Source organism: Amycolatopsis sp. NPDC028719 (assembly GCF_055565395.1).
In genome coordinates this window covers 830,067-855,292 of sequence record NZ_JBVHUL010000002.1, presented here as the reverse complement: position 1 = coordinate 855,292, position 25,226 = coordinate 830,067, and the positions used below count along the sequence as shown (strand labels likewise).

At 72.0% G+C, this 25,226-nt stretch carries 24 protein-coding genes; 13 read left to right on the top strand and 11 right to left on the bottom strand.

Annotated features, from left to right (window positions below):
- Positions 1 to 69: 69 nt before the first annotated feature.
- The 4 genes from ACZ4TR_RS11980 to ACZ4TR_RS11965 all read right to left on the bottom strand — a co-directional run bounded on the left by ACZ4TR_RS11980 (position 70) and on the right by ACZ4TR_RS11965 (position 3,311).
- A complete protein-coding gene (locus ACZ4TR_RS11980; protein ID WP_465287027.1) occupies positions 70 to 633 on the bottom strand; it encodes a hypothetical protein in 564 nt (187 codons plus the stop codon).
- A gap of 107 nt (positions 634 to 740) precedes the next feature.
- Complete coding sequence (locus ACZ4TR_RS11975) at positions 741 to 1,529, bottom strand: LysM peptidoglycan-binding domain-containing protein (protein WP_465287026.1); 789 nt, start codon at positions 1,527 to 1,529, stop codon at positions 741 to 743.
- Positions 1,530 to 1,659: 130 nt separating this feature from the next.
- The gene (locus ACZ4TR_RS11970; RefSeq protein WP_465287025.1) at positions 1,660 to 2,439 is read right to left on the bottom strand and encodes an aminotransferase class IV; all 780 of its coding nucleotides are present in this window, start codon (positions 2,437 to 2,439) and stop codon (positions 1,660 to 1,662) included.
- The gene (locus ACZ4TR_RS11965; protein WP_364525831.1) at positions 2,439 to 3,311 is read right to left on the bottom strand and encodes a peptidylprolyl isomerase; all 873 of its coding nucleotides are present in this window, start codon (positions 3,309 to 3,311) and stop codon (positions 2,439 to 2,441) included. The genes ACZ4TR_RS11970 and ACZ4TR_RS11965 overlap by 1 nt, the downstream gene beginning before the upstream one ends.
- Positions 3,312 to 3,459: 148 nt before the next feature.
- Between ACZ4TR_RS11965 and ACZ4TR_RS11960 the strand changes: the two genes are divergently transcribed.
- Positions 3,460 to 4,026, top strand: a complete 567-nt coding sequence (locus tag ACZ4TR_RS11960; RefSeq protein ID WP_465287024.1) for an MBL fold metallo-hydrolase — start codon at positions 3,460 to 3,462, stop codon at positions 4,024 to 4,026.
- Positions 4,027 to 4,028: 2 nt separating this feature from the next.
- The gene (locus ACZ4TR_RS11955; protein WP_364525827.1) at positions 4,029 to 4,679 is read left to right on the top strand and encodes a hypothetical protein; all 651 of its coding nucleotides are present in this window, start codon (positions 4,029 to 4,031) and stop codon (positions 4,677 to 4,679) included.
- 48 nt (positions 4,680 to 4,727) lie between these two features.
- Here the strand turns inward: ACZ4TR_RS11955 and ACZ4TR_RS11950 are convergent, their stop codons facing one another.
- Entirely contained in the window at positions 4,728 to 6,308 is a 1,581-nt protein-coding gene (locus ACZ4TR_RS11950) for a YibE/F family protein (RefSeq protein WP_465287023.1), read from the bottom strand.
- A 95-nt stretch (positions 6,309 to 6,403) separates the two neighbouring features.
- On the bottom strand, positions 6,404 to 7,381 hold the full coding sequence (locus ACZ4TR_RS11945; protein WP_465287022.1) for a GlxA family transcriptional regulator: 978 nt from the start codon (positions 7,379 to 7,381) through the stop codon (positions 6,404 to 6,406).
- 98 nt (positions 7,382 to 7,479) lie between these two features.
- On the opposite strand from ACZ4TR_RS11945, the gene ACZ4TR_RS11940 reads away from it, so the two are divergent.
- From ACZ4TR_RS11940 to ACZ4TR_RS11920, 5 genes are all read left to right on the top strand, one after another.
- Positions 7,480 to 8,184, top strand: a complete 705-nt coding sequence (locus tag ACZ4TR_RS11940) for a DJ-1/PfpI family protein (protein ID WP_465287021.1) — start codon at positions 7,480 to 7,482, stop codon at positions 8,182 to 8,184.
- Positions 8,185 to 8,285: 101 nt separating this feature from the next.
- Positions 8,286 to 11,318 (top strand): AfsR/SARP family transcriptional regulator, encoded by a 3,033-nt coding sequence (locus ACZ4TR_RS11935; protein ID WP_465287020.1) that lies wholly within the window; start codon positions 8,286 to 8,288, stop codon positions 11,316 to 11,318.
- Positions 11,319 to 11,420: 102 nt separating this feature from the next.
- Positions 11,421 to 11,930 carry a hypothetical protein gene (locus tag ACZ4TR_RS11930; RefSeq protein ID WP_364525817.1) on the top strand — a complete coding sequence of 170 codons (510 nt, stop codon included), beginning with the start codon at positions 11,421 to 11,423 and terminating at the stop codon, positions 11,928 to 11,930.
- Positions 11,931 to 12,011: 81 nt separating this feature from the next.
- Positions 12,012 to 12,395, top strand: a complete 384-nt coding sequence (locus ACZ4TR_RS11925) for an SPW repeat protein (RefSeq protein ID WP_465287019.1) — start codon at positions 12,012 to 12,014, stop codon at positions 12,393 to 12,395.
- A gap of 80 nt (positions 12,396 to 12,475) precedes the next feature.
- Entirely contained in the window at positions 12,476 to 13,927 is a 1,452-nt protein-coding gene (locus ACZ4TR_RS11920; RefSeq protein WP_465287018.1) for an MFS transporter, read from the top strand.
- Positions 13,928 to 13,930: 3 nt separating this feature from the next.
- Here the strand turns inward: ACZ4TR_RS11920 and ACZ4TR_RS11915 are convergent, their stop codons facing one another.
- From ACZ4TR_RS11915 to ACZ4TR_RS11900, 4 genes are all read right to left on the bottom strand, one after another.
- A complete protein-coding gene (locus tag ACZ4TR_RS11915) occupies positions 13,931 to 15,001 on the bottom strand; it encodes a DNA polymerase ligase N-terminal domain-containing protein (protein ID WP_465287017.1) in 1,071 nt (356 codons plus the stop codon).
- Positions 15,002 to 15,086: 85 nt separating this feature from the next.
- On the bottom strand, positions 15,087 to 16,988 hold the full coding sequence (locus tag ACZ4TR_RS11910; protein WP_465287351.1) for an ABC transporter ATP-binding protein: 1,902 nt from the start codon (positions 16,986 to 16,988) through the stop codon (positions 15,087 to 15,089).
- A gap of 101 nt (positions 16,989 to 17,089) precedes the next feature.
- The gene (locus ACZ4TR_RS11905) at positions 17,090 to 18,823 is read right to left on the bottom strand and encodes an ABC transporter ATP-binding protein (RefSeq protein WP_364525589.1); all 1,734 of its coding nucleotides are present in this window, start codon (positions 18,821 to 18,823) and stop codon (positions 17,090 to 17,092) included.
- On the bottom strand, positions 18,817 to 19,482 hold the full coding sequence (locus ACZ4TR_RS11900; RefSeq protein ID WP_465287016.1) for a TetR/AcrR family transcriptional regulator: 666 nt from the start codon (positions 19,480 to 19,482) through the stop codon (positions 18,817 to 18,819). The genes ACZ4TR_RS11905 and ACZ4TR_RS11900 overlap by 7 nt, the downstream gene beginning before the upstream one ends.
- Before the next feature lie 346 nt (positions 19,483 to 19,828).
- On the opposite strand from ACZ4TR_RS11900, the gene ACZ4TR_RS11895 reads away from it, so the two are divergent.
- The 6 genes from ACZ4TR_RS11895 to ku all read left to right on the top strand — a co-directional run bounded on the left by ACZ4TR_RS11895 (position 19,829) and on the right by ku (position 24,777).
- A complete protein-coding gene (locus tag ACZ4TR_RS11895; RefSeq protein ID WP_465287015.1) occupies positions 19,829 to 21,136 on the top strand; it encodes a sensor histidine kinase in 1,308 nt (435 codons plus the stop codon).
- Positions 21,133 to 21,570, top strand: a complete 438-nt coding sequence (locus tag ACZ4TR_RS11890) for a roadblock/LC7 domain-containing protein (RefSeq protein ID WP_125315245.1) — start codon at positions 21,133 to 21,135, stop codon at positions 21,568 to 21,570. Before ACZ4TR_RS11895 ends, ACZ4TR_RS11890 begins: the two co-directional genes overlap by 4 nt.
- The gene (locus ACZ4TR_RS11885) at positions 21,570 to 21,965 is read left to right on the top strand and encodes a DUF742 domain-containing protein (protein WP_465287014.1); all 396 of its coding nucleotides are present in this window, start codon (positions 21,570 to 21,572) and stop codon (positions 21,963 to 21,965) included. Before ACZ4TR_RS11890 ends, ACZ4TR_RS11885 begins: the two co-directional genes overlap by 1 nt.
- Positions 21,940 to 22,566 (top strand): GTP-binding protein, encoded by a 627-nt coding sequence (locus tag ACZ4TR_RS11880; RefSeq protein WP_465287013.1) that lies wholly within the window; start codon positions 21,940 to 21,942, stop codon positions 22,564 to 22,566. The genes ACZ4TR_RS11885 and ACZ4TR_RS11880 overlap by 26 nt, the downstream gene beginning before the upstream one ends.
- Positions 22,567 to 22,585: 19 nt before the next feature.
- Positions 22,586 to 23,812: a styrene monooxygenase/indole monooxygenase family protein gene (locus ACZ4TR_RS11875; RefSeq protein ID WP_465287012.1), complete on the top strand. Its 1,227-nt coding sequence runs from the start codon at positions 22,586 to 22,588 to the stop codon at positions 23,810 to 23,812.
- A gap of 86 nt (positions 23,813 to 23,898) precedes the next feature.
- Positions 23,899 to 24,777: a non-homologous end joining protein Ku gene (ku, locus tag ACZ4TR_RS11870; RefSeq protein WP_364525579.1), complete on the top strand. Its 879-nt coding sequence runs from the start codon at positions 23,899 to 23,901 to the stop codon at positions 24,775 to 24,777.
- 237 nt (positions 24,778 to 25,014) lie between these two features.
- On the opposite strand, the gene ACZ4TR_RS11865 is transcribed toward ku, so the two are convergent.
- Positions 25,015 to 25,170 carry a hypothetical protein gene (locus ACZ4TR_RS11865; protein ID WP_086678182.1) on the bottom strand — a complete coding sequence of 52 codons (156 nt, stop codon included), beginning with the start codon at positions 25,168 to 25,170 and terminating at the stop codon, positions 25,015 to 25,017.
- Between the last annotated feature and the right edge of the window lie 56 nt (positions 25,171 to 25,226).

Genomic DNA, 25,226 nt, shown 5'->3' with positions numbered 1-25,226 from the left:
GGTGTCGATCATCGATCTTCGGCGGCCGTTCCGCATCCGGTCAACGGACAGAGCGGGACGAAAACGTCGTCAGGCGTCCAGGTACTCGCGGAAGTGCTCGGCGACCACGTCGGTCACGCCGGCCGGATCGAGCCGGCCGTCGATCTCGATGACGCGGATGCCGAGCTCCCGCGCCGAGCGGACGGCCTGCGCGGCGAGCATCCGGTCGCGCGTCAGCCGGCTCCGCTGCCGCGGGATCGCCGGCTCGTCGGATCGGTGCCGCAGCTGGTGCTGGCGGAACAGCTCGGTCGGCACCAGCACGACCATCCGGCTCGGCGAATCCACGAGCGGGGCGACCAGTTCCGGCCGCAGCCCGCGGCCCTCGGCGACGATCGGCCGCGGTGACTCCCACGCGCGCAGCTCCTCCAGGGCGCGCTCGAACCGCTGCCGGAACTCGGCCAGCGCCGCGGTCAGCTGATCACCGGCGGGGATGTCGTCGGCCGGGGTGGCGGCGGTGCGGGTCCGGTCGTCGTGGTGGTAGGTCGCCAGCCCGTGGCGGGCGGCCAGCAGCCGGGCGACGGTGGACTTCCCCGTCCACGGGGCCCCGCCGATCCAGAGCGTCTTCCGCAGCGTCCCGAAGGGATCCGAGGTCATCGTCCGACTATCGCGGCACCGGCGGGCCGAAGGCCAGTGTTCCGGCGCCGGTTGAGCCGTTCAGCGCAGAGTGACCCTCTGCGTACCGGGGGCCACCCGGGGATCCGTCACGATCTGTCGCCCTCGTCGTCGACGACCAGGACGGTGGAGCTGTCGGCGAAGTCGGGTTTCCCGCCGATCCGGAAGTGGAACCGCGAGCCGGGCCGGACCGCGGCGACCACCTGGGTCTCGGCCGTGTCGAGCACGATGATCGAGAGCTCGGTGGTGATCGGCTCCGGGTACAGCACCTCGGGCGGCACGATCGGGATCGGCAGGGTTCCGCTCACCGAGCCGGATCCGTCGTCGTCCTCCTCGTGATCGGCGTTGTCGGACGGCGGCGGCGGGACGAGCCGCGGCCGGCGTCGCCACCAAAGTCCGGCGATCAGGCCGGTCAGCAGACCTCCGGCGCCACTGACCGCGGACGCGAGCCCGACACTGAGCGCGGACGAGGGCTCTTCGGCGGGTTGCGCCGCCGGCACGGCCGGGGGAGCGGCCGGCAGGGGACCGAACCGCACGGCGGGGTCCTGGGCGTCCTCCGGCAACTGGAGAACCTGCCCGGGCTCGACGACGGCGGGGTCGGTGAACGGCGTCCCGTCCGGCCGCGGCCGGCCCTGGTTGAGCCGGAAGATCTCGGGGAAGCGGTTCCCGTCGCCGAGAGCGCGCTCGGCGATCTTGAACAGCGTGATGTCGTCGGGGTTGTCGGCGTGCGGGACGACGTAGTACTTGACCGGAGGCGGCGGCGTGGCCTGCGCGAGCGCGGGCCCGCCGGCGAGCACGGCGAAGAGGACACCGGCGGCTCCGGCCTGCCCGGCCCGCCCGAGAACGCGGCGTACCGCGGGAACCCGGTTTTCGGCCATGGTCGTCCCACCCTCTCCCCGGTGACCCCGGCGGGTTCCGGTGCTGCCCCTTAACACGGGGCGGGAGCGGGCGCGGTTCAGATCTTGTGGTGCGGCGGCGGGTTCGCGCCTGCGCTGGGGGCGCCCGGGGTCAGATCTCGTCCCAGGGCACGGTTTCGTACGCCTTCGCGAGCAGGTCCACCGCGCGGTCCGCGGGCGGCAGCACGAGGTCGTCGACGGACGCCACCGCCCGCCCCGGCGTCTCGGAGTTCGTCACGAACATCGCGTCGAAGTCGCGGAGGTCGGCGGGCCGGACCTCACGCGTCTCCTGCGGGACGCCCAGGCGGCGCAGGGCTTCCTTCTGCACCAGCATCGTGATCCCCGGCAGCACCGCGGCTTCCGGCCACACGACCGTGTCGCCGGCCAGGAACCCGGCGTTCCAGATCGAGGCCTCGCTGATCCGGCCCGCGGGATCGACGAACAGCGCGTCGTCGTAGCCGGCCAGCTCGGCCTGGCGGGAGTGGTAGATGAGGCCGAACGTGCCGAGGTGCTTCACCTGCGGCAGATCCCGTTGGTAGCGCACGGTCCCCAGGCGCAGCGGCGCCGGTTCGGGCGGGTGCGGCGGGAGCGTCCGGACCAGGATCTCCGGCTTCATCGGCTCGTCGAACGAGCGCGTGAGCACCATGACCCGCACCGACAGCGCGGGTTCGCCGTCGATCGCCCGCCGGACGTAGGACCGGACGAGGTCGACGTCGAGGTCGGCGCCGAACAGCAGGCGCGTGCTCGTGGCGAGCCGCTCGAGGTGGTATGCGAGCCCGCGGACCCGCCCGTCCCGGACCTGCATCGCGGTGAAGTGACCGTAGGAGGTCATTCCCGCGACGAAGGCGTCCGGGCCGAGCGGGTCCCCGTTCAGCTCGATGCGCCGCGTCACTACTGGACGGTGACGCCCGTGAACTTGACCTGCTTCGTCGGCGCCCCGGTGCCGTCCTGCGGGTTCGGGTTCGCGATGCCCGCCTTGGCGACCGCGTCGAGCACCTTCAGGCCCTCGTCGCTGATGCTGCCGAACACCGAGTAGTCCGCCGGGAGGCCCTCGGCGCTGCCGTAGACCATGAAGAACTGGCTGCCACCCGAGTTCGGCGCGGACGTCTTCGCCATCGCGAGGATGCCGCGGCCGTACTTGATCTCCGGGAACGCCTCGTCCGGCATCGTGTAGCCGGGGCCGCCCTGACCGTCCTGGGTCGGGTCGCCGGTCGCCGACGGGTCACCGCACTGCAGCATCTGCAGGCCTTCGGTGCCCAGCCGGTGGCACATGGTGTCGTTGTAGAAGTTCTGCTTCGCGAGGCTGATGAAGCTCTGCACCGCGCACGGCGCGAGCGCCCGGTCGAGCGTCAGCGGGATGTCGCCCGCGGTGCTCTTCAGCGTCACGTTCACCGTGCCGGTCGACGGGACGTTCTTGCCGTCGGGCAGGTTCACCTTCTTCGGCGCCTTGCCCGTCGTGTCGGCCTTGAAGTCGCACGTCGTCGGGTTCGGCAGTGCCGTGGCCCGCTTCGGCAGCGCCGTGCGCTGCGTCGGGATCTGGAGGTCGGTCGGCGGCGGAGCGGCCGACGACGACGCCGCGGTGTCGGTGTTCTCGCCGCCGTTCGCGCTCACGATCCACACCACCACGCCCGCGACGACGAGCACGGCGACGCCGACGACACCAGCGCCGATCCTCCTGCGTCGCTTCTGCTGCTCCAATCGGCGCTCGAGTTGCCTCTCGAGCTTGCGCTTCGCAGCTTCGCGGCGCTGCTGGTTGGTCGCCACCCCGTACCCTCCCAGGTTTCCGCTCGTGTCACACGTCTGAGGTAGCGGCAGTGTATGGGCACAGCCTGTGAGGACCATGTACAGGGCCCGCTAGTCTCAACCCGATCGTGATCGGCGCCATCCGGCGCGGAAGTCCGGGAGGCGTTCGGTGCTCGTCGTCGGGTTCGGCAGCGGCCCGCTGCAGGCCAACTGCTACCTGCTGGCGGAGGCCGCCGGCGGGCCGTGCGTGGTCGTCGATCCGGGGCAGGAGGTGGCTGCGCCGCTGGCCGCCGCGCTCGCCGAGCACCGGCTGGTCCCGGCGGCGCTGGTGGCCACCCACGGGCATCCCGACCACGTCGCCTCGGCGGCATCGCTCTCGGCCGAACACGGCGTCCCGCTGCACCTGCACGCGGACGACGCGGAGCAGTACGAGGGGGCCAGCGTGCCGCTCGAAACCGGCACTTTCGCCGGTTTGGCCGTCGAGGTCCGGCACGTGCCCGGGCACACGCCGGGATCGGTGGTGCTGGACCTCGGGACGCCGGAGGGCGGGCGGCTCGCGCTGACCGGCGACACGCTGTTCGCCGGGTCGGTCGGCCGCGGCGCCGACGCGGAGTCGGTGCGGGCCCTGTTGGAAAGCCTGCCGGACGACACGGTGGTGCTGCCGGGCCACGGCCCGGCGACGACGATCGGGCGGGAACGCGCGGGCAACCCGTTCCTCGCCGGGACAGGGGCGTGAGCATGGCCGAGGAGACAGAGGCGTCATCGGAACGGATCGCGCTGTTCGAGGAAGACCCGCGCGGACGCCGTCGCCGCGGGATCTCGGGGCTGATCGGCGTGGTGATCGTCGCCGCGGCGTTCGGCGGCGTCGCGGGGCTGATCGGCGGCACGCTGATCGGGTTGATCGTCGCCCTGGTGATCGCGCTGCCGCTGCTGTACGTGATGGCGGTCAGCATCCGCCGCCGCGTCTGGCTGGAGGGCTCGACGCTGCTCGTGCGCACCTGGGGGCTGCGCCGGGTCGACCTGGTCACCGCGACGCGCCTCGACCTGGTGATCGGGGACGTCCGCGGCTCCCGCACGGTGAGCCTGCTGGTCAACGCCGGCCGGCGGGGCAAGGTCGGGAAGGTGGACCTCGCGGTGTTCTCCGGGACCGGCGGCCGCGAGCTGGGCGTCCTGCAGCTGCGGAAGCTGGCGAACGCGCTGATGAACAACGTCGAGGCGAACGGCCTCGTGTTCGGCGAACTGCTGGTCGCCGAGCTGAAGGCCGAGGCGCGCGGCTCCGGCGTGGCGGACCGCCCGCTCTACCGGCTCGCGTCGGCGGCGCCGTCGGGCAAGTACGTGCAGCGCTTCACGATGGAGGCCGTCAGCCGGTTCGTGGCGACTCTCGACTGAGCTCCTCGCACAGCTCGCTGCTCCGGCCGCGGCCGGGGTGCGCCGGTGTCACGGGTGGGACGGAACGGCTTTCGTGGTGCCGCTGAGGTACGTCGCCGGCTCGCGTGAGGCGATCAGCGCGGCCAGGACCGTCGTCACCGGGACGGCCGCCACGATGCCGACGCTGCCGGCGAGCGTCCGGATGATCTCCTGCGCGATCTCCTCGCTGCCGAGCAGCGCACCCAGCCCGACGCCGGAGATCGACGAGTACAGCAGCACCGGCAGCGCCGCCCCGGCATAGGCCATGACGAGCGTGTTGACCGCCGAACCGACGTGGTCGCGGCCGATCCGCAGGCCCGAGCGGTACAGCTCCTGCCAGCTCAGGTCCGGGTTGGCGCGGCGGAGCTCCCAGACCGCGCTGGTCTGGGTGACGGTGACGTCGTCGAGCACGCCGAGCGCGCCGATCACGACGCCGGCGAGCAGCAGGCCACGCGAGTCGATGCCGTGGCCGAGCGAGCCGATGAGCGTCGACGTGCTGTCGTCGAGCCCGGTCAGCGACGCCGCGGCGGAGAAGATCGCCGACAGGACGCCGATGAGGGCGAGGCTGGCGAGCGTGCCGAGGACGGCCGCGGATGTTCTCGCCGTCAGCCCGTGGGTCAGGTAGAGCGCGATGAACATGATCGCGCCGGACCCGGCGATCGCCACGACCAGCGGGTTCTCCCCGGCCAGGATGGCCGGGAGGATGAACAGCGCGATCACGAGGAAGGACAGGCCGAGCGCGACGAGCGCGGCGAGACCCTGCCAGCGGCCGAGCACCAGGACCGCGACCGCGAAGAGCGCGGCGAGCACGAGCAGCGGGGTGCCGCGCTGGAAGTCGACCAGCTGGAAGCTCGCGGGGTCGCTCGCGTTCCCGCCGTTGTAGGCGAGCACGACGGCGTCGCCCGCGGAGAACCGCGGCGTGCTGGGTTCGATCGGCACGGTCAGCTTGAGCTGCTTGCCGCTCGCCGGGCCGTCGGTCATGGTGAGGTCGGCGGTCAGGCACGGCTTCGCGTTCGGGTCCGTCTGGTCGCCGACCTGGACCTGACCCTGGGCGAGGCAGGGACCGGTGTTCGTGGCGGTGATGCTCGCGGCCACGGGCGTGCCCTGCGGGACGACGCTCGTCGGGTCCGGCTTGCCCCACGGGTAGAGCACGATCATGCCGGCGACGGTGGCGAGGGCGAGCGGGGCGAGCAGCCAGATCAGGAGCAGCCGGACCCGCTTCGACGCGGGGGCGGCGGGGCCGTGCCCGTGTCCATGGCCGTGGCCGGTCTCGGGCTCGGGTTTCTTCGCAGTGCGCGGCTTGGTGCCGGCCGGGACCCGCTGCGGCCCCGTGTCTCCGCGACGGGCGGCGCGCTGCGGTCCGGTGGGGACGCGCTGAGGTCCCGTTTCGGTCCGCTTGTCGCCGGCCGGCACGCGCTGGGCGCCGGTGCTCGGCACCCGCTGTGGTCCCGTGTCCGCGCGGCGCCGCGCGGGGTCGGCGGCCCGGCGCGCGCCTTCGGGCGGCGTCCGGCGGACGGGTTTGCGGGGCGTTTCAGCCGCCGAAGGGGACACCTCGTCCGTGATCCGGCGAATCGGGCCGGTTGCGTCGTCATCCAGGTCGGGGCGGTCCACGCGCACATCCTGACAGCGGGATTCCCCGCCCCGCGCGAGGGGCCGCCGACGGCCCGGTTCGTCCCGATGCGCGTGATCGCGGGGTCGACACGGGGTCAGCCGTAGGCCTGGCGGACGTGGACGCGCCGGTAGGCCGACGGCGGGGTGTCGAAGTGGTCGAGGAAGGCCTGCCGGAGCGTCTCCGTCGAGCCGAAGCCGCAGCGGCGGGCGATCGTCGCCAGAGGGAGGTCGCTGCCGGACAGCAGGCGCGCCGCGTGCTCGGTGCGGACCGTGCGGACGTACTTGCCCGGCGTCGTGCCCAGGTGCGCGTCGAACAGGCGGGTCAGCTGGCGGGTGCTGATGCCCGCGCGGGCCGCCAACGCCGGCGTGCCGAGGTCCTCGTCGAGGTGCTCGGCGATGTACGCGGTCAGGTCGCGGACCTCGCGGTGTTCCGGCGGCGGGCCGGCCAGGAACAGGCTGACCTGGGCCTGGTTCCCCGGCCGCTGCAGGTACGTCACCAGCGACCGGGCCACTTCGCGGGCCAGCGTCGGCCCGTGGTCGGCCTCCACGAGCGCCATGGTCAGGTCGAGCCCGCTGGTCACCCCGGCGGCCGTGTAGACGTTGCCGTGCCGGATGTAGAGCGGCACCGGGTCCACCGTCACCGCCGGGTAGGCGTCCGCCAGTTTCGCGGCCCAGCGCCAGTGGGTCGTCGCGCGGCGGCCGTCGAGCAGGCCCGCCGCGGCGAGCACCTCCGCGCCCGTGCACACCGACGCCACCCGCCGGCTGGTCTGGGCCAGCCGCCGGAGGTGGGCCAGCACGCGCTCGTCGGACGCCGCCGTCGTGCTGCCCCAGCCACCCGCGACGATCAGCGTGTCGAGGTCGCCCGCCACCTGGTCGAGCCGCAGGTGGGGTTGCAGGATCAGCCCGGAGCACGTGCGGATGGCCTGGCCGTCGATCGTGGCCAGCCGGATTTCGTACGGCGGGCGGGCGCCGTGGCGGTTGGCGGCGTCGAGGACGTCCGCCGGGCACGCGACGTCCAGCAGCTCGACGTCGGGAAATCCGACGATCGTTACCCGTCTGGGTGGGCCGGCCATGATCGCACGCTAGCAGCCGGACCGGCCTTCGGACGCGGTTCGCAGGATTTCGGACATCCGCGCCCGCCGCGCGGCGCCTGCTCGCCAGGGTGAGGGCCATGACCGCTGAGCAGAAGACCCTCGCTTTCGTCGTCTACCCGGGGCTGACGCCGCTGGACCTGGTGGGCCCGCTCCAAGTGCTGAGCGCCCTCGCCCAAATGGACCCGAGCTTCCGGACCGTCGTCGTCGGCGCGACGAAGGACACCGTCGGTACCGACACCCCGCTGAACGTCGCGCCGAGCCACACGTTCGACGAGGTGCCCTCGCCCTACGCGGTGCTGGTGCCCGGCGGCACCGTGCCGACGCTGCGGGCGATGTCGGACGAGCGCCTCCTCGCCTGGCTGCGCACCGCGGCCGCCGGCGCCGGACTGGTGACGTCGGTCTGCACCGGCTCGATGATCCTCGGCGCGGCCGGGCTCCTCGACGGCAAGCGCGCGACGACGCATTGGATGTTCCGCGACCTGCTGGCCGGCCTCGGCGCGACCCCGGTCGCCGAGCGCTGGGTCGAAGACGGCCGGGTGATCACCGCGGCGGGCGTCTCGGCCGGGATCGACCTGGCGCTGCACCTGGCCGAACGGCTGGCCGGGCGGCGGATCGCGACGAACATCCAGTTCGCCATCGAGTACGACCCGGAGCCGCCGCAGGGCCGCCTGGACTGGGAGAACCAGCCGTACGGCGACCTCAAGCCGCTGCGCGAGCACACGTTGCGCGCCGGGCTGGCGGAGAACCCGGAGCTGCTGGACAAGCTGCTCGCGCACAGCTGAACCAACGTCGTCGGCCATCCGGGTGAACGAGGGAAATGCCAGCCGCCCGGCGGCTACATTCACCCCGCTCGATCAGGTGATCTCGCGGGTGAGGTGTAGCCGTGCGGTTCCAGGTCCTCGGCCCGATGACGGCCTCCGTCGCGCTGCCGTCGGCGGCCCAGCCGCGCCGGCTGCTCGCCGTCCTGCTCGCGCGCGCCGGGCAGTACGTCGGCCGCGACACGCTCGTCGACGAGCTGTGGCCGGACGGCGCGCCGTCCAGCGCGGCGGCGATCGTGCAGGTCACCGTGTCGAAGCTGCGCAAGACGCTTTCGCCCGGTCTCGGGGCCGGCGAGGCCGGGCAGCGCCTGCGCTCGGGGCCGCGGGGCTACGCGCTGGCCGTCGAGCCGGGGGAGCTGGACGCGGACGACTTCCTGACGCTGCTGTCCTCCGGCGCCGACGACCGCGCGCAACGCCGGCGCGCCCTCGAACGGGCCCTGGCGTGCTGGCGGGGTGACGCCTTCGCCGACGTCGCGGGCGGGCCGCTGCTGGAGGCGCACAAGCTGTGGCTGGAGGACCGGCGCTCGGCCGCGCTGCTGCAGCTGGTCGAGCTGGAGCTCGCCGACGGTGACGGCCGGGCCGTCGTCGAACGGCTCGACCCGGTCGTCGCGGCCCGGCCCGCCGACGAGCGGTTCGCCGCCCGGCTCGCGTCCGCGCTCGGCGCCGTCGGCCGCCGCGAGTCGGCTCTGGAGGTGCTCCGCCGGACGCGGCGGGCGCTCTGGGAACAGGCGGGGGTCTGGCCGGGTGACGACCTCGTCGCGGTGTACCGCCGGATCGCCGGCACCGACTGGACGACGCCCGGGCCACCCGCCCAGCTCCCGCCCGCGGTGCCCGACTTCACCGGCCGCGCGGCCGAGCTGGCCGACGTCGGCCGGGCCCTGCGCGGTCCGGGCCCGGTCGTGCTGCACGGGGCCGCCGGCGCCGGGAAGTCCGCGCTGGCCGTGCAGGCGGCCTGGCGGGCCCGCCGCCGGTTCCCCGACGGTCAGCTGACCGCTTCGCTGCGCGGCCCGGACGGCGCGCCCGCCGCCCCGGCGACCGTGCTGACCGGTTTCCTGCGCCTGCTCGGCGCGACCCCCGCGGAGCTGGCCGACCGCGCCGGCCTGAGCGGGCTCTGGCGCAGCTACACCGCGGACCGGCGGGTGCTGGTGCTGCTGGAGGACGTCACGAACGAGGCTCAGGTGCGGGCGCTACTGCCCAGCGGGCCTGGCTGCGCGACGCTGGTCACCGCGCGCCGCGAGCTGCCCGGCCTGTGCGGAGCGCGGCCGGTCCCGGTCGCGAGACTGTCCACAGCGGACGCCTGGGCGCTGCTCGCGGCGATCGCGGGGGAGGAACGACTGCGGGCGGAACCCGAAGCGGCGCAACGGTTTCTCGGCCACTGCGCCGGGCTCGCGCTCGCCGTCCGGATCGCCGGGGTGAAGCTCGCCGCGCGGCCGCACCAGCGCGTCGCCGACCTCGCCGCCCGGCTCGCCGACGACCGCCGCCGGCTCGACGAGCTGACCACGGGCGACCTCGGCGTCCGCGCCGCCGTGACGTCGGCGCTGTGCGAACGGCCCGCACCCGACCGGTACCTCCTGCGCCTGCTCGCCGCTTTCGCCGGTCCCGTCCCGGATTGGTGCGCCGCCGCGCTGCTGGACCGCCCCCTCGATGAAGCCCGCGACCGGCTCGACACCCTGGCCGGCGCGCACCTGCTGGACCGGCACGAGGCCACACGAAGCGAAAGCTGGCCGGGGAAGGAACGCAGCGGTCCGCTCGGCGCCCAGGTGCCGGCCTCGACCGGAACGCACTGGGCGGTCGCCCCGTTCGCCCGGCTCGTCCTGACCGAAGGCGTGCCTCCGGAGACGGACCGGATCGCGTTGCGCCGGGCGTGCGAGGTCACGCTCGCCCTCGCCGAGCACGCCCGAGGCCGGGCACCGGCGGGCTCGCCGAAGCCGGATCCCGGTGCACTGCGGCAGGTCGCCGCCGATCCGGCGGCCTGGGCGGCCGAAGAGACCGCCCACGTCGCCGCGGCCGCCCGGCTGGCCGGCGCGCACGGCTGGCACGACCTCACCGGACGGCTCGCCGACGCGTGCACGGCGCTGGCCGGCACACCGTGGCTCGGCCACGCCGCCCGCGCCGTGTCGGTGCTCGGCCTGGCCGCGGCCCGCCGCCGCCAGGACCCGCACGCGGAAGCCGAAAAGCTGTACAACCTCGGCTCGGTGCACCTGCAGCACGGCCATGCACGGCAGGCGCGCAACTACTTCGTCATGGCGGAGAACCGCTTCCGCCAGCTGGACGACCCGCAGGGCACCGGCGCGGTGCTGACCGCGCTCGCCGACGTCGACCTCGACAGCGGTGACGCGCGGGCCGCCGAGGCCGCGCTGCTGGAGGCGCTCGACCTGCTGCGCGAGTGCGGCGACCGCCACGGGCAGGCGGCCGCGGCGGCGCAGCTGGGTTCGCTGGCCGAGGACGTCGGGGACGTGCGGCGCGCCGTCGAGAGCTTCGAGGTGAGCATGCTGCTGGCCCAGGAGTGCGACGACGGCCGCGGGCACGACCACGCCGCCAAGCGCTACGCCGACGTCCTGCGCCGTCACGGCGGCTGCGACCAGGCGGCCGACCTGCTCACCGGCGCGCTCGGCGGCGCCGTCCGCACCCGGGAACGGCACTGGGAAGCCCACGTCCTGCGCAGCCTCGGCGACCTGCACACCGAGGCGGGGGAGCTGGGTGACGGCGAACGCTGCCTGACGCGCTCGCTGGCGCTGTTCGAGCAGATCGGGCACCGGCACGCCGCCGCGTACACGCACCGCAGCCTCGCCGAGCTCCGCCGCCGGGCGGGCGACCCGGCGGGCGCGCGGTGGCACCTGCGCGTCGCGATGGCCGTGTTCCGGGAGCTGCGGGACCGCCGCGGTGCCGGGTACACCCTGCTCAGCCTCGGCCGGACCCACGCGGGCGAGGGGGCCGGACCGGAGGCCGCGCGGCTGCTGCGGACGTCGGCCGGCCTGTTCGAGGAGCTCGGGTTCCCGCTGTGGGAGCTGCGCGCGCTGCGGGAGCTGACCGCCGTCACCAGTGAATCCCCGGCGCGGGACCGGGCTCGTGAAGTCTTGACGAAGATCAGGACCTGACCCGCTTCCCCCGGGTCCCGCGGCCCCGCCGTTTGGCGAAGTTATGGCCGTCCCGATTTGGCTGCCGCCGTATCGATCGTCGCAACCCCGAGGAGGCAAGGCATGCCGGGACAACGGATGCTCGCGCGCGTGGCAGTGGGATTGACCGCTTCGGCCGCGACGGTGGCGTTCGCCACCATCGGCACGGCGTCGGCGAGCGTCGAGGTCACCAAGCTCAGCCAGTCGGCCGCCGCGTCGCAGCTGTCCGCCGCCGGGGTCACGCACTCCTCGAGCGGGGGCTGCACCACGCGGTCGAACTCGACCTGCACGTCCTACGAGCAGATCAACCAGTCCACGGTCACCGGCGTGATCACGCTGAAGCGGGCCAGCGGCTGCGCGATCAACATCACCGGCGGGACCGAGGTGGGCCACGCGTCGGGCACCTACAGCCACTACAACGGGTACAAGGTGGACATCTCGCACAACAGCTGCATCGACAGCTACATCAAGAACAGCTTCGGCTACATCGGGCTGCGCGGCGACGGCTACCCGCAGTGGAAGGCCGGCTCCGGCAACCTCTACTGCGACGAGGGCAACCACTGGGACATCACGTACTACACCTGCGGCTGCTGAGCTCCGGTGCGGGGCCTGCCCGTTTCGAGGGCTGCGGGCAGTCCCCGGTTACCGGCCGCCACCGCCGGGTACCTCTCCGGGGTGGAGAGGACTTCGCCTGGTACCCCGGCAGGCAGGCCGCGCACCGCCGTGCTCGGCGCGGCCGCGGGCCTCGTCCTGCTCGCCGGTCTCTACTTCGTGCTCGCCCCCTGGGTCACCGGTTTCGGCGGGGCGGGCGTGCTCGCGTTGAGCAACACCGTCGTCGGCCTGGTCCTGGTCGCCCTGGCGATCGCCCGCACCGCGACGCGGCGCCTGCGGTTCCTCGGCTGGGTCGTCCCGGTGCTCGGCGCGTGGGCGGCGCTGTCCCCGTGGCTGCTGCGGCAGGCCGCCGGAACGCAGCCGTCGACGGCCGCGCTCGTCGGCAACATCGTGGCCGGCGCCGTGGTCATCGCGGCGGGCGTGGTCGTGGTGATCCGCGGCGACTGACCTCGCAGCCGGGGAGATGAGCCGACCGCCTCGCGGTTCGTACGGTCGTTCGCACGACCTGGACGAGCATGGGAGCGCGGATGACCCTCGCAGAATCGGCGCGGCCGGACTCGGCCGCGCGGCCGGCGGACCCCCGGCGCCTGGCGGCGCTCATCTTGCTCTGCGCGGCCAACTTCATGGTGATCCTCGACTCGCAGACCGTGATCATGGGCGTGCCGGTGATCGCGGCGGACCTCGGGCTCTCGCCGGTCGAGGCGCAGTGGATCCTCTCGGCCAACCTGCTGACGTTCGGCGGCCTGCTGCTGCTCGGGGGCCGGGCCGCGGACCTGCTCGGGCGCCGCAAGCTCTTCATGATCGGCACGGCGCTGTTCCTGCTGGTGTCCCTGCTTTCGGCGCTGGCCACCGCGGGCCCGCTGCTGCTGGCCGCGCGGGCGCTGCACGGGATTTCCGCGGCGCTGATGGCGCCGACGGCGCTGGCGATCCTCACCGACACCTTCCCGGAGGGCCGCGAGCGCAACCGGGCGTTCGCCGCGTGGTCGGGGATCGCCGCGCTGGGCGCCACGATCGGCCTGCTGCTCGGCGGCGCGCTGCTCGACTGGTTCGGCTGGCAGAGCCTGTTCTACGTCAACGTCCCGGTCGCCGTGCTGATGCTGGCGCTGAGCCCGGTGCTGCTGCGGGAGAGCCGGGACGCCTCGGCGCACCGCACCTTCGACGTCACGGGCGCGGTCCTCACCACCGTGGCCCTGGGCCTGCTGGTGTACTTGCTGGTCGAGGCGCCCGCCCGGGGCTGGACCAGCTTCCACACGCTCGGCCTCGCGGTGGTCTTCCTGGCGCTGACCGCGGCGACGGTCGTCGTCGAACGGCGGTCGGCGGCGCCGCTGCTGCCCGCCCGGTTGTTCCGGTCGGCCACCGTCGTCGGCGGCAACGTCCTGACGGCCTTGATGGCGATGCTCGCCTACGGGTTGTCGGTCGTGCTTTCGCAGTACGCGCTGGGCGTGCTCGGCTACACGCCGATCGTGTTCGGGCTGAGCCAGTCCGCGATGCCGATCGCGGCGGTGATCGGCGCGTACGCCGGCCAGGCCGCCCTGGCCCGGCGCGGCCTCCGCCCGGTCGCGGTGACCGCGCTGCTGCTGATGGCCGTCGGCAGCTTCCTGCTGACCGGGCTTTCCCCGGACGCCGGCTACTTGACGACCGTGCTGCCGGGCCTGGTGGTGTTCGGCCTGGGACTGGGTATCGGCCCGGTCGTCCTGGCCTCGGCCGCGCTGAACGGCGTCACTTCGGCCGACGCGGGGATCGCCTCGGGCATCAACGTGGCGGCGTTCCAGATCGGCGGCGCGCTCGGGGTGGCGGTGGTGTCGACGATCATCGCGGTGAACTCGGCCGCGGTTCCCGGGCCGGCGGGCGCGCTCGCCGGGTTCCACGCGGGCATGTTCGCCTGCGGCGGGATCGGGGCTGCCGGTGTGCTGGTCGCGTTGTCGCTGTTGAAAAATGCTCGGCGCGGGAAGCTGGCCGCCGTGCCGCGGGTGCATTGAGGTTCAGTCCGCGATGAACAGCCAGTCGCCGGAGTCGTCGCCGGGGCGGTACACGCCGTCCGCCCGCTTGGCGACCACTCCCGGCAAGCCGTGCTCGCGGCTCGCGCCGAGGACGTCCGCGCCGCCGCCGAGGTAGTAGCGGGGGACCTGCCAGTGGCGATCCGTCACCGGCAGGTCCTCCAGCAGTTCGCGGCGTTCCGTGTAGGGCAGGGAAAGCGTCGGCGTGCCGTCGAGGTGCAGGACATCCGATGCGAAGTAGAAAACCGGGCAGCTCGTCTTCAGCCGCTTCGCCGCGGAGCCGTCGGCCCGGCGGCGTTCTTCGAGACCCTTCGGATACGGCTTGCCGTCCTTGATCACGACGACTTCGCCGTCCAGCAGGACTTCCACCGACCCGAGCTCTTCGCCCAGCTTGTGCAGGTCCGGGTAGCGGCCGGTGACGTCGGCGCCGGTGTCGTCGTGCGCGATGACGCGGCCGCCGGAGACCTGCAGCATCGTGCGCAGGCCGCCCCACGCGAACTCGTACGCCCACTCGCCGTCGTCCGCCGGGAGGTCGCCCGGGACCGCCGTCATCGGCTCGAGGAACTCGGGGGCGTCCTCGTGCCCCGGCTCGGCCGGGTCGAGGCGCCGCAGCATCCAGTCGCGGTCGTCGTCGACGTTGTGCCGATTGAGGAAGAGGTACTTGCCGCGTGCCCGCTCGCCGTGGAAGACGACCTCGACCTTGTGGTCGTTCCAGTGCAGGGTTTCGTACTTCCCGGTATCCCACACCGTCATCCGGCCGCCGCCGTACTCGCCCGCCGGGATCTCGCCCTCGAACGTGAGGTACTCCATGGGGTGGTCTTCGGTGTGCACCGCGAGCCGGTTCACCCCGGGCGCGAGCGGCAGGCCCCGCGGCACCGCCCACGACACGAGCACGCCGTCACGCTCCAGCCGGAAGTCCCAGTGCAGGCGGGAGGCGTGGTGCTCCTGGATGACGAAGAGGTCGTTGCCGCCCGGTTCCGGCGGACCGTCGGGCCAGGGTTCGGGGGTGCGATCCTTCCCGCGTTTGCCGCGGTACTCCTCGAGCCGGTCGGCCATCGGTGCCCGGTACCCCTTCCGCTCGAGAGCTTCCAGGGTACCGGGCGCTACGGACAACGGAATCCGCGGAACCGCGGAACCCGCGTCAGTCCGTCTCCGCCATGGCTTCGGCGAACTGGGCCGCGTACAGCCGCGAGTAGGCGCCGCCGCTGCCCAGGAGCGTCTCGTGGTCGCCGTGCTCCACGATCTGGCCGTGCTCCATCACCAGGATCACGTCGGCGTCCCGGATCGTGGAGAGCCGGTGCGCGATGACGAAGCTGGTGCGGCCGGTGCGCAACTCGTTCATCGCCCGCTGGATGAGCACCTCGGTGCGGGTGTCGACCGAGCTCGTCGCCTCATCGAGGATGAGGATGACCGGCTTGGCCAGGAACGCCCGCGCCACCGTGATCAGCTGCTTCTCGCCCGCGCTGACCGTGCCGCCCTCGTCGTCGAGGATCGTCTCGTAGCCGTCCGGCAAGGTGCGCACGAACCGGTCGACGTACGTCGCCGTCGCCGCTTCGATGACCTCCTCGCGGCTCGGGTTGTCCGCGCCGTAGGCGATGTTCTCCGCGATCGTGCCGCCGAACAGCCACGCGTCCTGCAGCACCATCCCGGTCTGGTCGCGCAGCTCCTCGCGGTTCATCTTCGCGATGTCGACGCCGTCGAGCGTGATCCGCCCGCCGTCGAGCTCGTAGAACCGCATGAGCAGGTTGACCAGCGTCGTCTTGCCCGCGCCGGTCGGGCCGACGATCGCCACCGTCTGGCCGGGTTCGACGGTGAGCGACAGGTCGTCGATCAGCGGCTTGTCCGGCAGGTAGCGGAACGAGACGTCCTGGAACTCGACGCGCCCGCGGATCTCGGCCGGCCGCTCCGGGTGCTCCGGCTCCGGCGCCTGCTCCTCGGCGTCGAGGAGCGCGAACACCCGCTCGGCCGAGGCGACACCGGACTGCAGCAGGTTCGCCATGCTCGCGATCTGCGTCACCGGCTGGCTGAACTGGCGCGAGTACTGGATGAACGCCTGGACCTCGCCGAGCGTCAGGCTGCCCGACGCGACGCGCAGCGCGCCGATCACGGCCACCAGCACGTAGCTCAGGTTGCCGATGAACATCATCGCCGGCTGGATCATCCCGGAGATGAACTGCGCCCGGAAGCTCGCCTCGTACAGCGTTTCGTTCTGCTTGTCGAAGATCGCCGCGGACTCCTCGCGGCGGCCGAACACCTTGACCAGCGAGTGCCCGGTGTACATCTCCTCGACGTGCGCGTTGAGCTTGCCGGTCGTCGACCACTGCTTGATGAAGTTCGGCTGCGCGCGCTTCCCGATCTTCGCCGCCACGACGGCCGAGAGCGGCACCGTGAGCAGCGCGATCAGCGCCAGCAGCGGCGAGATCAGGAACATCATGATGAGCACGCCGATCACCGTCAGCAGCGACGAGACGATCTGCGACAGCGTCTGCTGCAGCGACATCGCCAGGTTGTCGATGTCGTTGGTGACGCGGGAAAGGACCTCGCCGCGCGGCTGGCGGTCGAAGTACTTCAGCGGCAGCCGCGCGAACTTGTCCTCGACGTCCTGGCGCAGCCGGTACACCGCGTTCTGCACGAGGGTGGTCGTCAGCCGGGCCTGGACGAGCCCGAAGAACGACGCGATCACGAACAGCGCCAGCACGGTCAGCAGGATCTGCCCGACCTTGTCGAAGTCGATGCCCATGCCGGGCACGAGATCGACGCGGCCGTAGATGTCGGCGAGCGTGCCGTCACCGCGGGCGCGCAGCCCGGCGACGACCTGCTCCTTGGTGACCCCCGGCGGCACCTGCTTGCCGAGCACGCCGGCGAGGATCGCGTCGGTGGCCTGGCCGAGGATCTTCGGCCCGATCACGGTCAGCGCGACGCTCGCCGCGCCGAGCACGAGCACGCCGATCAGCTGGAGCCGGTGCGGGGCCAGCATGCGCAGCAGCCGCTTGAGGGAGCCCTTGAAGTCGAGAGCCTTCTCCGGCGGGGCGCCGCCGGCCATCCACCGGCCGGGTCCGACGGTCGCGGCCCCGGTGTTCTTCTGCCGCTCGGCGGTCGGCCGTTCCCCCGCTTCGGTGACGGCGGGCTTGGCGTCCGTGGTACTCACGCCGCCTCCTGTTCGGTCAGCTGGGACAGCACGATCTCCCGGTAGGTTTCGTTGCCCTCGAAGAGTTCGTGGTGGGTGCCGGTGCCGACGACGCGGCCCTCGTCGAGGACGATGATGCGGTCGGCGTTCCGGATGGTGCTGACGCGCTGCGCGACGATGATCACCGTCGCGTCGGCGGTCTCCGAGACCAGCGCGCGGCGCAGGGCCGCGTCGGTCGCGTAGTCCAGCGCCGAGAACGAGTCGTCGAAGAGGTAGATCTCGGGCTTGTGGACCAGCATCCGCGCGATGGCGATCCGCTGCCGCTGGCCGCCCGAGACGTTCGTGCCGCCCTGGGCGATCGGTGCGTCCAGGCCTTCGGGCATCGCCTCGACGAAGTCCTTGCCCTGCGCCACTTCGAGGGCGTGCCACAGCTCTTCGTCGGTGGCGTCCGGGTTGCCGTAGCGCAGGTTGGTGGCCACCGTCCCGGCGAACAGGTACGGCTTCTGCGGCACGAGCCCGACCGCGCGGGCGAGCACCCCCGCGTCGAGGTCGCGCACGTCGACGCCGTCGACCTTCACCGTGCCCCGGGTGGCGTCCATCAGCCGCGGGATCAGGTTGAGCAGCGTGGTCTTCCCCGTGCCCGTGGACCCGATCACGGCGGTGGTCTCACCCGGCCGCCCGATCAGCGAGATGTCCTGCAGCACCGGCTTTTCCGCGCCGGGGTAGCGGAACTCGACGCCGGAGAGCTCCAGGTGGCCGTGCAGCGTGCCGAGCTTGACCGGCGACGCCGGCAGGCGGACGCTCGACTCGGTGTCGAGCACCTCGCTGATCCGCTCGGCGCTGACCTCCGCGCGCGGCACCATCATGAACATGAACGTGGCCATCATGACCGACATCAGGATCTGCAGCAGGTAGGACAGGAACGCCGTCAGGGCCCCGATCTGCATGCTGCCGGAGTCGATGCGCTGGCCACCGAACCACAGCACCGCGACGCTGGAGGCGTTCATCACCAGCATGACGATCGGGAACATCAGCGCCATCAGCCGGCCGACGCGCAGCGAGACCGTGAGCAGCTGGTCGTTCGCGACGTCGAAGCGCTCGCGCTCGTGCTTGTCGCGGACGAACGCGCGGATGACGCGGATGCCCATGATCTGCTCGCGCAGCACCTGGTTGATCCGGTCGATCCGCTCCTGCATCAGGCGGAACGCCGGGCGCATCTTGGTGATGATCGCGCCGACCGCGACCGCCAGCACCGGCACGATCACCAGCAGCAGCGAGGAGAGCGGCACGTCGAGGTTCAGCGCCAGGATGATCCCGCCGACGCACATGATCGGCGCCGACACCATCAGCGTCAGCGTCATGACCACGAGCATCTGGATCTGCTGGACGTCGTTGGTGGTTCGGGTGATCAGCGACGGCGTGCCGAACTGGCCGACCTCGCGGGCCGAGAAGGCCTGCACCCGGTGGAAGACCGCGGACCGGATGTCGCGGCCGACCGCCATCGCGGTGCGGGCGCCGTAGTACACCGCGCCGATCGAGCCGGCGATCTGGGCGAGCGTCACGGCGAGCATCACGGCGCCGACGCGCACGATGTAGGCCATGTCGCCCTTGATCAGCCCGTTGTCGACGATGTCGGCGTTGAGCGTCGGCAGGTAGAGCATGGCGATCGTCTGCACCAGCTGGAGCAGCACGATCACCCACAACGTGGTTTTGTACGGGCGCAGATGGCTGCGCAGGAGCTTGACTAGCACAACGCTTCCCCCAGTGGAGTGGTGGTGGTGTTCGGGTTTCGGTTCGGTTCGCCGCCGGTCAGCGTCGGCATGCCGGTGGCCAGCTCGTCCAGCAGCCGTTCCAGGATCGGGAGGAACGGCTCGCCTTCGGTCATGAACCAGTTGACGAAGGCGACCCGGACGGCGCTTTCCACCGTGGCGGCCATCAGCCGGCACAACAGGTGGTCCACACCGCCCACCCGCTTCGCGATCGTTTCGGCGAGGACCCGCTCGACCGCCGCGTGGGCGTTGAGAAACTCGCCACGCAGCATGAGCTGGCCCATCAGCTCCCGGATACGCGCAACATACGCGCGATCGGGCTCGCCCTCACGCGAATATTGCTCGATCACCGCCTGCTTGACGGCCTCCCAGAGCGGCTCGCCCTCCGGCCGCGCGAGCAGGGCTTCGCGCATCCCCTCGTGGCGGTCGACGACGATCGAGCAGACCGCCTGCTCCTTGCTGGAGAAGTAGTTGTTGAATGTGCGGGGGGAGACGCCGACCTCGGTGGCGATGTCCTCGACCCGCACGTTCTCCAGCCCACGGTCCAGCGCCAGCCGCAAGGCGGCCTGCGCGAGCGCCCGGCGGGCCTCGCGTTTCTTGCGTTCCCGCAGCGTGAGCTTCGGTGGTTCGTCCGACGGCACACACGGAGTGTAGCCAAAAACTTGCGTGCCCCGCAAAAAAGTGCGTGGCACGCAAAATTAGGGCGAACCGGGCATGACCCGGATTTCGCCGTGCGCACCCTCGCTGCCAGCGGTATCGGTGCCCGTGTGCGCTCTGTTGCGGGACGCAATTTGCAAAATTGAACCGAATGGCGTAATCCACTGCGCTCACCAGGCCTGACGTTCCGAATCCTTGCTCACTCAACGCGATCACGTGGGGACCGGTTGTGGACACGTCACGAGGCTTTCTGCTTGCATGTCGGTCGTCGCCGCCGGGGGTCGGCACGCCGCACCGCGTCCGAACTGAGCAAGGAAGAAGTGGGACCACATGGCCAGCCGGGCCCGGGAACTCCTGGATCGATCACGCGTCCTGCTGGACCGCTCGCGGGTCGCCGCCGCGCAGTACCTCACCGCGCCGCCGAAGCACCCTGTGCAGGCGCCCGCGGCCGGGCCCGCGCTCGCGCAACTACCGCCGCCGGCGCCCGCAGCGGTGCCGGAAGCGCCGGCGGACGACGCCGTGCTGGCGGAAATCTGCGCCAGCGTCGCCCTGCGTGACCTCAACCTCCTCGACCAGCTCCTCGCCCGGCTCGAAGAGCTGGAGGCGGGGGAGGAGGACCACCACCGCCTCGCCGAGCTCTACCAGCTCGACCACCTGGCGACGCGGCTGCGGCGCAACGCCGAGAACCTGCGCGTGCTGGCCGGTCAGGAGACCGCCGACGACGCCGCCCGCGCGACGTCGCTGCTCGACGTCATGCGCGCGGCGATGTCCTCGATCGACCACTACGCCCGGATCACCATCGGCCGGGTCGTGAACCTCGGTGTCGTCGGCTTCGCCGCGGAGGACCTGGGCCGGGTGCTGGCGGAGCTGTTCGACAACGCCGCCAACCAGTCGTCGCCGAGCTCGCCGGTGAACGTCAGCGCGCACCTGACCGAGCAGGGCAGCGTGCTCGTCCGGATCGAGGACGAGGGCATCGGCATCCCGGCCGACCGCGTAGACGGTCTCAACGCGCGGCTGGCCGCCGGCGGTGAGCTCGACGACGCCGCGGCGCGCCACATGGGTCTCGCGGTCGTCTCCCGGCTCGCCGCCCGCCACGACGTCACCGTGCGCCTGGACCGGCGCAGCCCGCACGGCACGGTGGCCACCGTGCTGCTGCCGACCGGCATCGTCACCGAGCTCGCCGAGAACGCGTGGTCGGGTACTCGCACCGTTTTCGGTTCGGGGGTCCGGGTGGCGGAGCCCCCGGCTCGGGGCGAAGCCCCGGATGGCACCGTCACCGTGGAGCCGGTCAAGGCCCCGGTCGGCGAGCTGGCCACCGCCGGCGGGCTCCCGCGCCGCCGTCCGGGCGCCTTCCCGCGGGAAGAGCCGGTCACGCCGATCCCGCGCCGCCCGACCCCGCGCCCGCGGCCGGTCGAGCAGACCGGCGGGACCACCGCCAACGGCCTGCCGCGCCGGGTGCCCGGCAGCATCCGCGGTGCCGCGCCCGAACCGCCGCCGCCCCCACCGGCCCCGGCTTCGCCCGGCACCGGCCACGACCAGCTGCTCGCCGACCTCGGCGCGTTCGCCGACGGCGAGCGGGCCGCGCTCGCCGAGAACCGTTCCCAGCAGGACGAGACGCCCGGAGGAACCGCCTCGTGAGCGCCCCCCACCCGGCCCCGGCGAACTTCGCCTGGCTGCTCGACGACTTCGTGCGCAAGGTCCACGGCGTCAGCCACGCGCTGATCATGAGCGTGGACGGCTTCCCCCTCACCGCGTCCGACTCGGTCGGCGAGGCCGAGGCCGAACAGCTCGCGGCGATCGCCAGCGGCCTGCTTTCGCTGGCCGGCAACAGCGCGGCACTGTTCGGGAAGGGTGCCTGCGAGCAGATCATCATCCGGCTCACCCACGGCTACTTCCTGTTCATGGGCATCGGTTCCGGTGCCGGGCTCGCGGTGCTGACCTCGGGCGAGGCGGACATGAAGGTGGTCGCCTACGAGATGACCCAGTTCATCACCAACGCCGGCCACGCGCTCACCCCCGAGGTGCGCGCCGAACTGCGCCAGGTGCTCACCGCGCGCCGGCCGCGGGTGTGATGAGCGTGCCCGAGGATGTGATCCCCGTGTCCGAGAAGGACACCGCCTTGCCGCGGCGCAGCCGCCGGATCCGCGCGTACGCGCTCACCGGTGGCCGCACCAGCACCCGCCACCAGCTGCTGGTGGAGACGCTGGTTTCGGTCCCGCAGTACGACCCGGCGCTGAGCGGCACGCTCATGCCGGAGTCGCGCTCGCTCTACGAACGCGCCCGGGCGCGGTGCTCGATCGCCGAGCTGTCGGTCGGGCTGGACCTGCCGCTGGGCGTCGTGCGGGTGCTGATCGGCGACCTCGCGTCCCAGGGCGCGGTCTTCGTCCACCCCACGGCGCACGCCTACCACCACGACACCAACGTGCTCGAGAGGATCCTTGATGGGCTCAAGCGGCTCCCCGCCTGAGGGCGATCTGCTGACGATCTCCGCGAAGATCGTCGTCGCCGGGGGCTTCGGTGTCGGCAAGACCACGTTCGTCGGGTCGGTGTCGGAAGTGCCACCGATGAGCAACGAGGCGTGGATGACCGAGGCCGGCGAAGGCATCGACGACATCCCGCCCGGCGGCAAGTCGACCACGACCGTCGCGATGGACTTCGGCCGCATCACGCTGCGCCCGGACCTGCTGCTGTACCTGTTCGGCACGCCCGGCCAGGCGCGGTTCTGGTTCCTGTGGGACGACCTGAGCCGGGGTGCGCTCGGCGCGGTCGTGCTGGTCGACACCAGCCGGATCGACGACTCGTTCGCGGCGATCAACTACTTCGAGAACGACTCCGAGCTGCCGTTCGTCGTCGCGGTCAACCAGTTCGAGGGCATGCCGGTGCACGACCTCGACGAGGTGCGCGACGCGCTCGCGCTCGACCCGAGCGTCCCGCTGGTCACCTGTGACGCCCGCGACCGCGCCTCGACGATCGCCACCCTGACCGAGCTGGTCAGCCACACGTTGTCGCTGGCGGTGCTCTCCGGCCCGGCGGGCCGGGAGCTCGCCGGCAGCGCCCCGCACGCCTGAACGAGGAGAGAAGAGCTTCATGCGCAAGGTCCTGATCGTGGGCGCCGGGCAGTCCGGGCTGCAGCTGGCCCTGGGGCTGCTGGCGAAGGACTACGACGTCACGGTGATGTCCGCGCGGACGCCGGAGGAGATCCGGAGCGGGCGCGTGATGTCGACGCAGTGCATGTTCCACGACGCGCTGCAGCACGAGCGGGACCTCGGCATCAACCAGTGGGAAGCCGACACGGTGAACGTCGAAGGCCTCGGCGTGTCCGTGGCCGCGCCGGACGGCGGGCGCGCGCTCGACTGGTTCGCCGAGCTGGACCACATCGCGCAGTCGGTCGACCAGCGGGTGAAGATGGCCGGCTGGCTCGAGCTGTTCGAAGACCGCGGCGGCAAGCTCGTCATCCACGGCGTGATGACGTCCGAACTGGACGCCCTGGCGAAGCTGTACGACCTGGTGATCATCTCGGCCGGGAAGGGCGAGCTGGTCCAGCTGTTCGACCGCGTGCCCGAGCGGTCGCCGTACACGAAGCCGATGCGCGCGCTGTCGCTGGCCTACGCCCACGGCGTGCGCCCGCGGCCGGAGCACCCGGACAGGATGGCGGTGCGGTTCTCCATCGTCCCCGGGGTCGGCGAGCTGTTCATGATCCCCGCGTACACGCTGAGCGGGAACTGCGACATCCTCTTCTTCGAAGGCGTGCCCGGCGGGCCGCTGGACTGCTTCGCCGACCGGCCGGGCCCGGCCGAGCACTTCGCGCGGATCCTGGACCTGATGAAGCGGTTCGTGCCGTGGGAGTACGAGCGCAGCCGCGACGCCGAGCTCACCGACGCGAAGGCCACCCTGGCCGGGGGCTACACGCCGGTGGTCCGCAACCCGGTCGGCACCCTGCCCGGCGGGGCGACCGTGCTGGGCATGGCCGACGTCGTCGTGGCGAACGACCCGATCACCGGCCAGGGCTCGAACAACGCGAGCCACTGCGCGGCGACCTATCTGGATGCGATCGTCGAGCGCGGTGACCGCCCGTTCGACGCGGAGTGGATGGACGCCACGTTCGAGCGCTACTGGGAGTACGCCCGCCACGTCACCGAATGGACGAACGCGCTGCTCCTCCCGCCGCCCCCGCACGTGCTCCAGATCCTCGGGGTCGCCGGCCAGAACCCCGCGGTCGCGCGGCGGTTCGCGAACGGCTTCACCGATCCCACCGACTTCCAGAACTGGTTCATGGACCCCGCACTTTGGGAGAAATACCTGGCAGAGGTCTAGATCGTCGCCTCGCCGGGCTGTCGCCGCCGCGCATTTCGGGCTACCTTTGTCACGTAGCGTGAGTGCGAGGGCGAAAGGTGTGTGGCATGCGGGCGATGTGGAAGGGCTCGGTCTCGTTCGGGCTGGTGTCCATTCCGATCCAGCTGTACGCGGCCACGGAGAACAAGAACGTCTCGCTCCGGCAGGTGCACGAGGCCGACGGCGGCCGCATCCAGTACAAGCGGTTCTGCACGATCGACGGCGCCGAAGTGCCCTACGCCGAGATCGCCAAGGGCTACGAGCTGCCCGACGGCGAGATGGTCGTGATCACCGACACCGAGATGGCCGACCTGCCGCTGCCCACGCAGCGCACGATCGACGTCCTGGAGTTCGTGCCGATCGAGTCGATCGACCCGATCCAGTACGACCGGACGTACTACCTGGAGCCGCAGAAGAACGCGGTGAAGCCGTACATCGTGCTGCGGGACGCGCTGCACAAGTCGAGCCAGGTGGCCGTCGCGAAGGTCGCGGTGCGGCAGCGGGAGAGCATGGCGGTGCTGCGGGTGCACGCCGACGTGCTGGTGATGACGACGATCCTGTGGCCGGACGAGGTCCGCGAGCCCGACTTCCCGTTCCTGCGCGACGACCCGCCGCAGATCCGGCCGCAGGAGCTGACCATGGCCGGGTCGCTGATCGACTCCCTGGCCGAGCCGGTGTTCGAGCCGGAGAAGTACCACGACCACTACCGCGAGGCCCTCGAGGAGATGATCGAGGCCAAGGTGGCGGGGGAGGAGACGACCAAGCCGGCGGCGGTCACCGCGAAGGCCGACGTGGTCGACCTGATGGCGGCGCTGCAGGCCAGTGTGGACGCGGCGAAGAAGTCCCGGGGGGCGAAGTCCACTTCGGAGGAGTCCGATGAGGACGAGGCCCCGGCTCCGGCGAAGAAGAAGCCGGCCGCCCGCAAGCGGGCCCCGAAGTCCGCTTGAGCCCGTCGCACGCGGTGAACGAGTCGATCCTCGCGTGAGGAACCGGTCAAGCGCGTAACACGATCGTGTATGCAGCTGTGTACACGGGCTTGGCGATGTGCTAACACTAACGGGGTCCTTCGGCTCTCCCTCCCCCTCGGAGCCGGAGGACCCTTTACTTGGTGCCGAACGGCCGAACGGCCTGGCACGGCGAGCATTGCTGCTGACGCCGTGCCAGGCCGTTCGCGAGTCCGTGGATCAGTACCAGTGCGCACGCCCACCGATCCGGCGGCCGGTGCCGCCCAGGATGGCCAGTGCCACGCCGGCCACCGCGAGAATGATGCCGATGGTGTAAAGCACCGGGATACCCACGATGAACCCGATGATCAGAAGAATTACACCGAGAACGATCACTTTGACACACACTCCTTCGCATGGGACCCGTCCGCCGTACCGGCCGGGCGGATGCG